The sequence below is a fragment of the Tenacibaculum aquaeponti genome (assembly GCF_057221555.1).
Genome location: NZ_CM170147.1, coordinates 1,631,205 through 1,643,057, shown reverse-complemented (window position 1 = coordinate 1,643,057; position 11,853 = coordinate 1,631,205). Strand labels below are relative to the sequence as shown.

Sequence of the window (11,853 nt, the reverse complement as noted above, 5' to 3'; positions counted from 1 at the left end):
TTTTTTAATTCTTTGTTGTTTTGATATTTTGAGTTAAAATGAAATAATAAAAAAAAAGACAGTGTATACTAAAGCACAAATTATTACCAATGTGATGTAATTATAATCTCCTTTTTCTAAAAGAGAATCTTTTCTTCTGTGTAAAGCATCACTTCCTCCATATGTTGGAGCCCAGAAAGAAAATACAATTCCTAAAACAATTATTTTCCACAAGTGTTTTAATATAAAGTTCTGTTCTCTTTTTACGTTTTCAATTTTGTAAATTGTTGCTTGTAAGTGTTTTTCTTTTTGATGTTTAGACATTTTATAGCTTTTTCACATACTTAGTTACGATTACAATATTTTGTCCGTCAACTTTTCCTTCAATATATTCTGCGTTTTCAACATCAAGAGAAATTCTTCTAACGGCAGTACCTTGTTTACAAACCATACTAGATCCTTTAACTTTTAAATCTTTAATTAATACTACAGAATCTCCAGCTTGTAAAATTGCTCCATTACTATCTCTATGAATTACCTTTTCACTTTCATCTAAATGCTCGCCAGTCGCTTCGGCGAATCGAAGTTCATCAGCTTCTAAATACATCATGTCAAGTAAATCTTGAGGCCAACCTTCTTTTTTTAGACGATTTAACATTCTCCAAGCGACAACTTTTACAGCAGAAAATTCACTCCACATACTATCGTTTAAACAGCGCCAATGATCTGGGTTAGTTGTTTCTGGATTGTTAATTTGAGATATGCAGTGTGAACAAGCCAAAATACTTCCATCTACACCACCAGTAGAAATTGGTGGAACCTCATAAATATTTAAATCAGTTGTAGTCGCGCATAATTCACATTTATGTTCGCTTCTATCTTGTAATTCTTGTAGTAAACTCATCGATTTGCTTTATGTTTGCGAAAGTAAACTTTAATTTGAATAAGTTAGCATGAAGTATCAGCAATAATCTTCCATTCTCCTTTTATTTTTTTGAAAATTACCATAAATATTCCGTCTAATTTTCCTGTTTCTCGAGTTAAATTATATTCGCCCATTACATAGTAGCTATTACTTTCAATCTTAGAAATAGTTCTAATTTTAAATTTCAACTTACCTGAATCTTCTGCATATGGATAACTTTTTTTATACTTTTCCAATGTTTTTTTCCAGCCGTAAGTGATTCCATTTCTACCTTGAAACTTTAAAGAATCTGACTTCCAGTATCCTAACATGAAACAATCTAAATCATGCCTCGACCAATCTGATGCTTGATGTTTCATAAGAGCTCTAATCTCTTTTTTATCTTGTTCTTCATTAGAAGTAGTACAAGAACAAATAATTACGGTAAAAATTAGGAGTAGTTTTTTCATGGTAAAAATATTAGATCTATAAGATATAACCTTTTTTTAAAATCGTAATATTGAAAAAAATAAAAAAATGATATTAGAAAGTGAACGATTAATTATTAAAGAAGTTGAAGTAAGTGAAGCTCCATTTTATTTTGAACTATTTAACGATCCTGATTGGATTAAGTATATTAATGATAAAGGATTAAAATCTGTAGAAGAAACTGAAATATACTTGAAAGATATTTTAGTAAAGAACGAAAAATTAAATGGATTAGGTTTCTTTTCAGTATTGTTGAAAGAAACGAATGAATTCATTGGAATGTCTTCTGCTTTACAGCGAGAAAAATTAGATTTTGTTGATGTAGGTTATGCATTTTTACCTAAAGCAAGAGGAAAGGGATATGCTAGTGAAGCTACTTTGTTAATGATGGATTATATAAAGGAAAAGTTTCAACAAGAAAAAGTACTAGCTTTTACCGTTCCAGAGAATGAAAAATCACAACAATTATTAAAGAGGTTAGGTTTTAAATATGTTGGATTAGAAACTGTTTTTGAAGGAGAGAAAGATTGTGTTTATGAATATAAATTTTGATTATGAAAATTGAGCGTTTACATCATATAGCTATTATTTGTTCTGATTATGAGGTGTCTAAGCATTTTTACACAGAGGTATTAGGTTTTACAATTCAGCAAGAAATATATAGAGAAGAACGAAAATCATATAAATTAGATTTAGCTCTAAATAGTGTATACTTGATAGAGTTATTTTCTTTTCCAGATCCTCCGAGTCGACCTTCATTTCCTGAGGCAACCGGACTACGACATATCGCATTTGCGGTAAAAGATTTAGAAAATTGGAAGTTGTATTTAGAAAACAAAAACATAAATGTTCAAGATATACGAGTAGATGAGTTTACAGGAAAACACTTTCTCTTTTTTAATGATCCTGATTATTTACCTATTGAATTGTATGAAGTTTAAATAAAAAGACGATGAAAATAAGCGAAAATTTTATTCTTGGAGTAATAATATCATGTGTTTTATTATTCTTCATTTTTTGGATGGTAGAAATACAAACAAAAAAAGAAAAGGAAGATATAACGGATAAAGTGATTTCTGAAAAAGTGTTGAAAAGATCTATATCTAGAGGTAGAACTTTGTTTATTCAAGAAGATTGTTATAGTTGCCATAAACCAGATAAAAAAGATGGTTTTTTTCGTGTGGTTATTGATAGAGTTTCAAAGGAATGGCTGTATAAATTTATTAGAGATGAAAAAAGTTTAATAGAAGATAAGGATTCGGTAGTATTGTATTTGAGACAACGATTTAATCAGTCCAATGGAAGGCATGACAAAAAACATTTAACTGATGATCAGTTAAATGATATTTTAAGTTACTTAAATAGTTTTAAAGTGAATTAATTCATAAAGTTGTGAAATATGAAGTTATCTGGGAATATAATTTTAGGTAGTATAATATCAGTTGTCTTAGTATTAATGATCGCTTGGGTAGTACAAATTGAAACAGCGATTGATGATAGTAATATAAACAATTTTACCTCTAAAAAAGAAGAAGTAGTTAGTGTTTCTAATTCTTTAAAACAATCAAAGGAAAAAGGGAAGAAATTATGGAGGGAAAATAGTTGTACTAATTGTCATAAAATCCATGCTCGTGATGGTCATCCTTTACCAGGGGTAAAAGACAGATATCCAAAAGAATGGTTAATTCAGTATATAAAAGATGAACAAGTATTAATTGAACAAAAAGATCCGGATGTTTTAGCTTTAAATGCTGAATGGAATTCTAACAAATCAGAGCATAAAAATTCTCATCTTGACGAACAAGATATATTAGATATTTTAAATTATATAAATAGAAGAAAATAAAAGGAAAACTAAATTGAATTAATAGTTATTCAGCTAAATACAAATCAATAAGTCCTTCTGGAGTTTCTACTGCTATAGTTTTATTTTCGCGATCTACTTTAATAATAAAATCGTCAATCATTGGAATAAATATTTCTATTCCATCTCTGTCAATTTCAAATAAAGGCTGTGCAGCTGAATCATTAATGTTTGTAATTGTTCCTACGTCACCGAAATTTTTATCGGTAATAGTAAAACCAATCACTTCATGATAATAAAATTTATTTCCAGTAAGTTTTGGAAGTAAAGTTAGAGGTAAATAAATCCCAGCTTTCATAATCGCATCTGCATCAGCTTCAGAATCTACATCTTCAAATTTTACACGAAACATCGTGCTTTTACTTAAAGATGATTTTTCTATAAAAAAAGGAACCAGATTATTGCCTAATTCGACAAAAACTGATTCCAAATTTTTATAAAGATGAGGTTCATCAGTATCTAACTTTATAATCACCTCGCCTTTAAAACTGTGTTTTTTAACGATTCTACCAAGATAAAAACAATCTTTAGTTTGCATTATCGTTATACTTTTTTACTCTTCGCTATCTCCACCTTCTTCAGTAGCAGCATCTTCGCTATCTACTACAGGAGCTTTTGCAGCAATACGAGCTTCGTTAACAGCTTTTTCAGCTTCTAAAGCTTTAGCTTTAGCATCTTCTTTAGCTTTCGCTAAACCATCAGCTTTACCAGCAATTTTACCAGATTTTTCCTCTAACCAAGCGTTATACTTAGCTTCAGCTTGCTCTTCTGTTAAAGCACCTTTTCTAACACCTCCAGCTAAGTGGTTCTTTAATAAAGCACCTTTGTAAGATAAAAGAGCTTTTGCAGTGTCAGTTGGTTGAGCTCCATTTTGTAACCACTTTACAGCAGCATCAACATCTAAGTTAATTGTTGCAGGGTTAGTGTTTGGGTTGTAAGTTCCAATCTTTTCTAAGAAACGACCGTCTCTTTTTGCTCTAGAATCAGCAGCTACTACCCAATAAAATGGCTTTCCTTTTTTACCATGTCTTTGTAAACGAATTTTTACAGGCATACTTGTTAAATTTTAAGGTACACGACCTTGATTATTAAACTATTAATTTTTAACTCGAAGATATTTCGAATTTTAAGTGTGCAAATTTATAAAACTTATTTGAATAAAATGCTCATTCACAGTTTTATTTACACAAAAAAGCACCTGAAAAAACAGATGCTTTTTAAAAATTAAATGTTGTTATATATTAAATTACTCTAACACTTACAGCGTTTAATCCTTTTTTTCCTTCTTTAAGTTCGAACTCAACTTCATCACCTTGTCTGATTTCATCTATTAGTCCTGAGATATGTACAAAATACTCTGTTCCTGAATTTGACTCTGTAATAAATCCAAAACCTTTAGATTCATTAAAGAACTTTACCGTTCCTTGTTTCATTATAAAAAAATGTATTAAATATTAAAGCCGCAATTTAAGATTTAATTCTCAGTAAATCAGAGTTTTTTTGACTTTATTTTTTAACTATCTTACAATAAACGTTTTTGGTTTTCAAAAAAGGAATCTGCTTGCAATTTCATTAGGTTTTGAGCCATTTTTTGTTTGTAGTTGTAAAGTTCTTCTTCCGATTTTAAATCGTTATAAATTTCGGTGTTGATATGTGTATCAGTATCCATTATTTTTTGTCTCTGATCTATCTGCTGTTGAATCCAAGTTCTTATCTCTGAAGTTCTATTTTCTAATTTATAATCATATTCACTTTTGCTACTGATAAGTTTTGTGAAAATCGGAGATGTTTCTATAGCTAAAAACAATAAGAAAATAAATAAAGAAGGCATCCATGGAAGTTGATCTAAAGCATTTACTCGAGCCATTAATCCATCATAATTTGCAATAATTGGCTGAGAATTTGTTTCAGAGTCTTTTTGTTTTTGAATTAAAGAAGCGATTTCTGATTCTTTAGTATTGATTTTTTCTTGGTTATTCTTTTTCAATTCAGAAAGTTGTGCCAATGAAGCATCATGTTTTTCTCTTTTTTCTTTATATACAGGACCTTTACCTTTTAGTTTGGTTCCCTTTCTTCCTTCAGCTTCAGCTATATATGTTTCGTAAAGTTGATTGGTTTCTTGTTCTTTTAAATTAATTTCTTCTTTTAAATCAGAAATTTCAGTTTGAAGCTTTGTTATTTCAGGAGTAAACTGAGCTGCAATTTGATTTTTATTATCTAAGGTCATTTGATTCTTTTCTGTCAATAATACCTGATTGATTTCTTTTTCAAAAATCTTTAACTCCAGAGGTTTAGAAATTACAATTGCAATTATTACAGCTAATAAAAGTCTTGGGAAAGCTTGTGCGAATTCTTTAATAAAACTGTCTTTTTTTATCAGTGTAGAAACAATGTATCGATCTAAATTAAAGATGAGCAATCCCCAAATGATTCCGAAGAATACGGAAGTATACATATTGTTAAATACGGTATATAAGGCATAACTACTAGCTATTGTAGCCATTAAAGCAGTAAAAAATACTGTAGCTCCAATACCAGCATATTTATTTTGTTCACCATTAGAGCAATTTTGTATCAGGTCGAGATCTACACCTGAACATAAAAGAAAGAAACGTTTCATACTATTAATAACGATCTAGCTTGGTGTTTGTTACAAAAAAAAGCCTCTTTTAAGAGGCTTTTAACAAGAATTATTTTTTGCTTACTACGTAAATGGATCTATTACTATTGTTGTTTTTTACGACATGTAATGTTTCAATTTGAGTATGTTTTATGGAGAAAAAGTCTTCTTTACTAATCTCTTTTTTATCTAAATAATACTTTGTTATTTCACCATTATCTTTTAAAGGTGAATTATCTGAGTTAAAAAGATTTTTAATTTGTTCGCTAGATAATTTATTTTTTGTTTTTACTGTTCTTCTTGCTACATAATTTCCATTTGTTGGTTTTGGTGGTGGAGGAATATTGCTTTTTTCACCTTTTTTAACTTTAGGATATGTTCTTTTTGGAGGAGGTGGAATATTGGTTGAATCACCTTTTCTAACTACTGCACCATGAGGTGATGAACTCTTTTCCGATGTAATTAATTCTCCAGATTTAGTTACTTCTTGTCCGAAACGATTATAGTATTTTATTCCGTTCTCGTTTTTTACAAAAAACAATTTTTCTCCGTTAGCATCATAAACTTCTTCTTTCTTTTTTGGTTTAGGAGGAGGTGGAATATTTGTTTGATCTCCTTTTCTTACAGTTGGGTAATTTTTAGTGTTCCCTTTAGTAATTAAATAGAATTGATACGGCTGAGGAAATTTTTTATTTCTAGCGTTTTTCTTTATGTAACCTCCTGAATAATGTTTGAAATCTGTTGATTTATAGTTTTTTAATACCGAGTTTTCAGCAACTTTCCCATCTATCCAAATAGCATATTTCTTAGTGTTTTGTAATTCTTTTAGCAATTTAGTACTCACTTTGTTTTTCGAAATTTTCATCGGAGGTGGAGGAGGTGGTAACATTTTTCTCTCTTCTGGAGTTAACTCTGAAAATTTTTTAGTTATTCGTTTTCCTTCTTTAGTTGAGTAGGTAAGTGTCTTCTTTTTTTGATTAACAATTCGTTTTTTTGGGATAGAATCTTTGTCTTCCCATATTTTTATAGTTTCTCCATTAGGAAGTTTACCATGTAATGTATCGTTTTTTTGCTCTTTGAAATCAAGATTAAGATCATTAATTTTTTTTAATTCTTTATCAAGATGTTTTTCAACAGAAGCTTCATCGTAAGGAATTATTCCGTTTTGATTTAGGTATTGTTTTTTACCGTTCAGCAGTGGAAATTTAAGGTTTATCCAAGCAGTGTTTTTCAATCCAGAAAATGTAATATCATTCTCAGTTGCTTTTATAGAAAAAGCATATTCACTTCCTGATACGCGGTTTTTATTTGTAAAACCGAAATCAGTAATAATATGTTCTTCATTTAAAGGTATAGCTAGTTTTGCCCATCTTTCACAGTTATAGCATTTTAGTTTAATTTCATTGCCATTTTTTTCAACGGAAGCAAGAAAAAGTTCTGAGTTTGTTTTCTCTTTTGTTTCAATTTCAGTAGGGTTGTTATAAGCTTCAGCCCGTTCAGCAAGTGAAAATAAAAGTCCGCATAGCAATGGAATAACACTCATCTTTTTTAGCAAAATTGCTTTGCCAGATTTTTGTTTAGTCATCATAAGTAATCTTTTTTTAGTTAAAATAAAATTCAAATTACTGGCCAAGTAATATTCTTTTGAATCAGAACTTCTCTTTAATAAAAGCTCTTGATATGTAATAGTATTGTTGTAAGTATCGATAACAGATGCGTCTGCTAAAAACTCATGATTTAATCTTATGGCTTTTTTTAGGTAAATAAAAAGCGGATTAAACCAAAAAATAGCATGTAAAAGTTCTATAAGAATAATATCGAAAGTGTGATTTTGTGTAACATGAGTAAGCTCATGCGTAAAAAGTTCTTTTTCTATAGTTTCATTATGGTATTCGTCTTTATTAATGAAAATGTAGTTCCAAAAAGTATGCGGAGCTATTTCATCTTCAACCAATACAAGTTTGGCATTGTAATAGCTAATGATTTTGTTGTTTTTAATTCGGCTAAAAATATTATAAAGATTCTTTGAGAATCGAAATAGCAAAACACCAACTATAATAATGTATATCGTTTGTAAAAGTAAATTGAAATCAAAGTAATTAGTTTCTGTATCAATTTTACTTGTGGTAGCACTAACTGATTCTTCGAATGTTTGAGGAATTATAAGTTCAGTAGTTAATGTAGGCTCTACATAAATTGTATACTCAGGAACCAGAAAAGAAAACAATAAACCTCCAATTAAAAAGAAACGATTGAAGTTGTGCATCTTTTCTTTTTGTAATACAAAATGATAAAAGATCAAAAGTATTCCAAGACAAATCGTAAACTTTAGAAGGTAATTAATCATTGTTTTGTTCTTTAATTTGATGATCTATAATCTTTCTCAATTCTTTTAATTCATCAACAGACAAATCGGTTTCTTTAGTGAAAAATGAAGCAAACTGACTGGCAGAATCATTAAAAAAGTTTTTAATCAAACCATTTACATGTTTAGAGAAATAATCTGTTTTCTTTACCAAAGGAAAATATTCTCTAGATTTTCCATAAAGCTTATAATCAATAAAACCTTTGTCTTTCATACGCTTTAAAAGCGTAGCTAAAGTCGTGTTTGCAGGTTTTGGATCAGGAAATTCCAATAACAAATCTTTCATAAAAGCTTTGTTTAGTTTCCATAAATATTGCATTACTTGCTCTTCAGATTTTGATAATTTCATTTCTACAGAATTAGAACTTGTTCTACAAATGTAGAAAATAAATTTTATTCTACAAGTGTAGAATGTGTTTTTTTGTAACAACTTTCTATTTTTGCAATATGAAATTAGTTGTTTTAATAAGCTTGTTTACTTGTTTTATAATGAGTTCTCAGTATAAATATGAGCGAGAATTTAGGTTAAATGTAGAAGAAGTTCCAATATCTGCTGTTCAATTTCTTAAGCAGTTTCAGTTTGAAAAGAAAGTAAAATGGTATGGAGAAGAAAGTCAAGACGGAAAAACTTTTGAGGCAAAAACGTATTACAATGCTAAAAAATATAGTTTAGAGTTTGATGCTAAAGGGAAAATATTAGATGTTGAAATAAAAGTAAGGTTAAATAGTTTGAGCAAACCTGACCAAGAAATGATTAAAAAGGGATTACAAACGGTTTTTTCAAAATATAAGATTAAGAAATTGCAACTTCAGTTTTCAGGAAAAGAGTTATTATCAAGAATTAAAGCGTTTGAAACAAAAGGGAATTACAGTACTTGTTTTTTTGAACTTGTGGTTTCTGGTAAAATAGGAAAGGAGCGAAAACTATTCGAAATCTTAATGAATGGCAAAGGAGAGATTGTTAAAAAACTTGAATTTAAAGTTTTGAATTCAGATAATTTAGAATTTTAATGCGTAGTATTTTTATTTTCTTTTTTGTCTTGTTTGTAGGGGAGATTACGAGTCAAACTAATTTTTCTGCGGGAGTTTTACCTAAAGTTGTTACTTCATTTAAAATGTCGCCTAAAATAAAATGGGTGAATAGTATAGAATCTAGAGAGTTTTTTTATGATAAAGAATTTGAACTGACGCATAGTTTGGTTGATGTCTCAACTATTTTTTCACTAAAAACAGAAATGAATAACAAGTTAAATTTTGGATTCATTTTTCGATTTAAAGATGGTGAAGTTGAGTACAGATCGTTACAACATTATAATATTATTCATGGTCTTGAGCAATTTCAAATGGGACATCGATTTGCTTTTGAACAGTTTTACGATGATGTGATTAATTTAAGAGGACGATATCGATTTACAATCCAACGCGCTTTGAATGGAGATAAAATTGATGTTTTTGAATGGTATTTAAAACTGTCTAATGAATATTTATGGCAATTTAATGGTGAGAATTTAGAAATAAGATTAGCGCCAAATTTAGGGTATCGATTAAGCAAACGTAATAAGATAGAATTTGGAGTAGAGTATAGAGCTGCAGATTTTGTCAGAGAATTAAATAAAAATCAATTATGGATGCGTTGTACAATGTACATTTCATTATAAAAAAAATCCGCTTTTCAGCGGATTTTTAATTTCTTTTTAACTCGATGTAACTTCCATGAATATTAATAATATTGTTATAGAATTCTTTTAAATAATGATATTCTTGTTGATTGTAAATAGCTTTGTTCAAAAAGAATTTTGAATATATCTTTATTTTATTTTCTGTGCTTTTTACATTTAATACAACTCTTCCTCCTTTATTTGGTAAAGAAATACCTTTACTTTCTGGCAGTTTGCTAATGCTATATCCGTCTGGTACATCTATATTAATCATGTAGGAGCGTGTAAAAGCATAACCAAAATCTACAGGGTAATTTCTTTCGTTTAATTTAAAAGGATTTTCTGTTATTTGATCAACTACAAAAGGAACGAAGCGAATAATATCTTCTTTTTCAACATCAGGAATACTAACAGATAAAAAAGTTTTAAAAGTTTCTTTCCCTTCTTGTGTAGGAATGTTGTTGAAGTCGTCAACTTCTAAAAAAGGATTCTTAGTTTCAAAATCTTCAATGTATTTATCTTCAGATTTAGAAGAAAGTTTCATACGTTCACTGTAGGAATAATAGCCTCTTCGAGAAGTTACTATCTTACCTTTTAAACCACCTTCTTCAAAACTAAGGTTAATGTTATGAGAAATAAAAGATTTAAATTTCGGTTTTATGAGTTCCCAATAACTTCCTTTGTCGAAATCTAAAACGCGTCCTTCACCGTTTAAACAGCGGAAAGGAATTTCACCAAATAATAAATCTTTATCTGTGGCGTCTAAAAAATAAACTTCATTGTTAATTACAGTTTTTACTAGCACATAATTAAACTCAGAAACAGATGGATGAAGTTTAGTTACAATTCCATTTTTTCTTGTTGATAAAACAACTAAGTAACTTTCAATTTTTGCAGCTTTAAGCGCGTTGTATAGTGAAAGATTTATACCATCTACACTTCCAGTTTTGTCTTCGTAAACATTTCTAATTTTGATTTTATCACTAGACCATAGTTTACCATCCCAATTTAATTCTGATTGAATATGCTTGTAAATAGCTTTGGCTCTTTCTAAATCGTTTCGATTGGTAAAAAGATTTTTAGGTAGATTTCTTTTAAAGTAACTTTTCTTAGATGTTTGTCCGTCAAAGAAATTATTTTTTAAAGTTTTATCTGCGTCTTTCCAAGTTTTTGTGTACTTCTTTACTCTTCCGTCTATAGTTGTATATGAAATAGGTTCAAAGATGATTTTAGATTTAAAATTCTCTTCGGAAAGCATGTAATCTTCTCCTTTAAAAGCAGGGACATTATCAAAACCAAATTCATAAATTAAACAGTCACCACTTAAACCATTAGAAAGTCGAACGCAGTCTTTTTCCACGTGATTACTCTTGCGATCTAATGGTTTATTAGCTCGCAAACGAATGTTGTATTTCCAATTTCCTAAAATCGTTGCAGTAAAATCACTTTTTATTTTAGGAATGTCAGATTGAAATTCCCAATCATCTAGTTTAGAATATGGAGAAATAAGACTATAGGTGTATTCAATTACTGAACCTTTTTTTACATTAGGTAATGTAAAGCTTGTTTGAGTCCAGTTTTCTGAAAGTTTCTTTTCGTAAATATGTTGGTCTGAAAGAAAAATCTTTTTTAGTAGTCCATCTACAGAAGTATAAGAAATGGCTTTAATATTTAAAACTTTTTCTTTCTTGTACGAATTGATAGAAATGGTAGCTCTATCTACTTCAGATTGATCAAAAATTTTAACTCTTTTGTATACATCGCGTCTAAAATAGTAGTCATTTTCTTGATCAATGTATTCGTGACCTTTTTCTTCTAGAACAAGAGCTTTGGCAGTAGAATCTTTTTGATAAAAAGACATTTCTACTTCTTTTAAATCTGTTAAACCCAATTTTTGAATATCACCAGTTTGGGAATTAGCATATAGACTTAAAAAAAGTAGAAATAATCTTGATATATATTTCATGAAAATAT

The 11,853-nt window shown here is 29.1% G+C and carries 16 protein-coding genes; 6 read left to right on the top strand and 10 right to left on the bottom strand.

The annotated features are described in order from the left end of the window. Positions 1 to 33: 33 nt before the first annotated feature. The 3 genes from AC2TEO_RS07260 to AC2TEO_RS07250 are packed head-to-tail and all read right to left on the bottom strand — an operon-like array spanning position 34 to position 1,353. Positions 34 to 303, bottom strand: coding sequence for a hypothetical protein (locus AC2TEO_RS07260; protein WP_442267465.1), 270 nt, complete (start codon positions 301 to 303; stop codon positions 34 to 36). Between the two features lies 1 nt (position 304). Next, positions 305 to 883, bottom strand: coding sequence for a PhnA domain-containing protein (locus AC2TEO_RS07255; RefSeq protein WP_442267464.1), 579 nt, complete (start codon positions 881 to 883; stop codon positions 305 to 307). A gap of 44 nt (positions 884 to 927) precedes the next feature. Further along, the gene (locus tag AC2TEO_RS07250; protein ID WP_442267463.1) at positions 928 to 1,353 is read right to left on the bottom strand and encodes a YybH family protein; all 426 of its coding nucleotides are present in this window, start codon (positions 1,351 to 1,353) and stop codon (positions 928 to 930) included. Positions 1,354 to 1,420: 67 nt separating this feature from the next. On the opposite strand from AC2TEO_RS07250, the gene AC2TEO_RS07245 reads away from it, so the two are divergent. Genes AC2TEO_RS07245 through AC2TEO_RS07230 form a run of 4 tightly spaced genes read left to right on the top strand, consistent with a single transcriptional unit; the run spans position 1,421 to position 3,218 of the window. Then, positions 1,421 to 1,924 (top strand): GNAT family N-acetyltransferase, encoded by a 504-nt coding sequence (locus AC2TEO_RS07245; RefSeq protein ID WP_442267462.1) that lies wholly within the window; start codon positions 1,421 to 1,423, stop codon positions 1,922 to 1,924. A gap of 2 nt (positions 1,925 to 1,926) precedes the next feature. After that, positions 1,927 to 2,313, top strand: coding sequence for an SMU1112c/YaeR family gloxylase I-like metalloprotein (gloA2, locus tag AC2TEO_RS07240; RefSeq protein ID WP_442267461.1), 387 nt, complete (start codon positions 1,927 to 1,929; stop codon positions 2,311 to 2,313). Between the two features lie 11 nt (positions 2,314 to 2,324). Then, complete coding sequence (locus AC2TEO_RS07235) at positions 2,325 to 2,753, top strand: c-type cytochrome (protein WP_442267460.1); 429 nt, start codon at positions 2,325 to 2,327, stop codon at positions 2,751 to 2,753. Positions 2,754 to 2,771: 18 nt separating this feature from the next. After that, positions 2,772 to 3,218 carry a c-type cytochrome gene (locus tag AC2TEO_RS07230; protein ID WP_442267459.1) on the top strand — a complete coding sequence of 149 codons (447 nt, stop codon included), beginning with the start codon at positions 2,772 to 2,774 and terminating at the stop codon, positions 3,216 to 3,218. Positions 3,219 to 3,243: 25 nt separating this feature from the next. On the opposite strand, the gene rimM is transcribed toward AC2TEO_RS07230, so the two are convergent. From rimM to AC2TEO_RS07200, 6 genes are all read right to left on the bottom strand, one after another. Beyond that, positions 3,244 to 3,774: a ribosome maturation factor RimM gene (gene rimM, locus AC2TEO_RS07225; RefSeq protein WP_442267458.1), complete on the bottom strand. Its 531-nt coding sequence runs from the start codon at positions 3,772 to 3,774 to the stop codon at positions 3,244 to 3,246. Positions 3,775 to 3,789: 15 nt separating this feature from the next. After that, positions 3,790 to 4,290, bottom strand: coding sequence for a 30S ribosomal protein S16 (locus AC2TEO_RS07220; protein WP_442267457.1), 501 nt, complete (start codon positions 4,288 to 4,290; stop codon positions 3,790 to 3,792). Between the two features lie 187 nt (positions 4,291 to 4,477). Further along, positions 4,478 to 4,669, bottom strand: a complete 192-nt coding sequence (locus AC2TEO_RS07215; protein WP_442267456.1) for a cold-shock protein — start codon at positions 4,667 to 4,669, stop codon at positions 4,478 to 4,480. Between the two features lie 89 nt (positions 4,670 to 4,758). Then, positions 4,759 to 5,856: a DUF4407 domain-containing protein gene (locus AC2TEO_RS07210; protein ID WP_442267455.1), complete on the bottom strand. Its 1,098-nt coding sequence runs from the start codon at positions 5,854 to 5,856 to the stop codon at positions 4,759 to 4,761. Between the two features lie 70 nt (positions 5,857 to 5,926). Continuing rightward, a complete protein-coding gene (locus AC2TEO_RS07205) occupies positions 5,927 to 8,122 on the bottom strand; it encodes a M56 family metallopeptidase (RefSeq protein ID WP_442267454.1) in 2,196 nt (731 codons plus the stop codon). 73 nt (positions 8,123 to 8,195) lie between these two features. Continuing rightward, positions 8,196 to 8,570 (bottom strand): BlaI/MecI/CopY family transcriptional regulator, encoded by a 375-nt coding sequence (locus AC2TEO_RS07200; protein ID WP_095069754.1) that lies wholly within the window; start codon positions 8,568 to 8,570, stop codon positions 8,196 to 8,198. Between the two features lie 140 nt (positions 8,571 to 8,710). Between AC2TEO_RS07200 and AC2TEO_RS07195 the strand changes: the two genes are divergently transcribed. After that, positions 8,711 to 9,232, top strand: a complete 522-nt coding sequence (locus AC2TEO_RS07195) for a hypothetical protein (protein ID WP_442267453.1) — start codon at positions 8,711 to 8,713, stop codon at positions 9,230 to 9,232. Further along, positions 9,232 to 9,879 (top strand): DUF2490 domain-containing protein, encoded by a 648-nt coding sequence (locus AC2TEO_RS07190; protein ID WP_442267452.1) that lies wholly within the window; start codon positions 9,232 to 9,234, stop codon positions 9,877 to 9,879. The genes AC2TEO_RS07195 and AC2TEO_RS07190 overlap by 1 nt, the downstream gene beginning before the upstream one ends. A gap of 25 nt (positions 9,880 to 9,904) precedes the next feature. Here AC2TEO_RS07190 and AC2TEO_RS07185 read toward each other — a convergent pair whose 3' ends face one another. Beyond that, positions 9,905 to 11,845, bottom strand: coding sequence for a DUF3858 domain-containing protein (locus tag AC2TEO_RS07185; RefSeq protein ID WP_442267451.1), 1,941 nt, complete (start codon positions 11,843 to 11,845; stop codon positions 9,905 to 9,907). Between the last annotated feature and the right edge of the window lie 8 nt (positions 11,846 to 11,853).

What these genes read in the sequence shown, in the direction of transcription:
- AC2TEO_RS07200 (WP_095069754.1), bottom strand. Translation starts at nt 8,570, where the DNA reads ATGAAATTATCAAAATCTGAAGAGCAAGTAATGCAATATTTATGGAAA.
- AC2TEO_RS07215 (WP_442267456.1), bottom strand. Translation starts at nt 4,669, where the DNA reads ATGAAACAAGGAACGGTAAAGTTCTTTAATGAATCTAAAGGTTTTGGA.
- AC2TEO_RS07245 (WP_442267462.1), top strand. Translation starts at nt 1,421, where the DNA reads ATGATATTAGAAAGTGAACGATTAATTATTAAAGAAGTTGAAGTAAGT.
- AC2TEO_RS07195 (WP_442267453.1), top strand. Translation starts at nt 8,711, where the DNA reads ATGAGTTCTCAGTATAAATATGAGCGAGAATTTAGGTTAAATGTAGAA.
- gloA2 (WP_442267461.1), top strand. Translation starts at nt 1,927, where the DNA reads ATGAAAATTGAGCGTTTACATCATATAGCTATTATTTGTTCTGATTAT.
- AC2TEO_RS07185 (WP_442267451.1), bottom strand. Translation starts at nt 11,845, where the DNA reads ATGAAATATATATCAAGATTATTTCTACTTTTTTTAAGTCTATATGCT.
- AC2TEO_RS07220 (WP_442267457.1), bottom strand. Translation starts at nt 4,290, where the DNA reads ATGCCTGTAAAAATTCGTTTACAAAGACATGGTAAAAAAGGAAAGCCA.
- AC2TEO_RS07250 (WP_442267463.1), bottom strand. Translation starts at nt 1,353, where the DNA reads ATGAAAAAACTACTCCTAATTTTTACCGTAATTATTTGTTCTTGTACT.
- AC2TEO_RS07255 (WP_442267464.1), bottom strand. Translation starts at nt 883, where the DNA reads ATGAGTTTACTACAAGAATTACAAGATAGAAGCGAACATAAATGTGAA.
- AC2TEO_RS07230 (WP_442267459.1), top strand. Translation starts at nt 2,772, where the DNA reads ATGAAGTTATCTGGGAATATAATTTTAGGTAGTATAATATCAGTTGTC.
- AC2TEO_RS07210 (WP_442267455.1), bottom strand. Translation starts at nt 5,856, where the DNA reads ATGAAACGTTTCTTTCTTTTATGTTCAGGTGTAGATCTCGACCTGATA.
- AC2TEO_RS07190 (WP_442267452.1), top strand. Translation starts at nt 9,232, where the DNA reads ATGCGTAGTATTTTTATTTTCTTTTTTGTCTTGTTTGTAGGGGAGATT.
- rimM (WP_442267458.1), bottom strand. Translation starts at nt 3,774, where the DNA reads ATGCAAACTAAAGATTGTTTTTATCTTGGTAGAATCGTTAAAAAACAC.
- AC2TEO_RS07235 (WP_442267460.1), top strand. Translation starts at nt 2,325, where the DNA reads ATGAAAATAAGCGAAAATTTTATTCTTGGAGTAATAATATCATGTGTT.
- AC2TEO_RS07205 (WP_442267454.1), bottom strand. Translation starts at nt 8,122, where the DNA reads ATGCACAACTTCAATCGTTTCTTTTTAATTGGAGGTTTATTGTTTTCT.
- AC2TEO_RS07260 (WP_442267465.1), bottom strand. Translation starts at nt 303, where the DNA reads ATGTCTAAACATCAAAAAGAAAAACACTTACAAGCAACAATTTACAAA.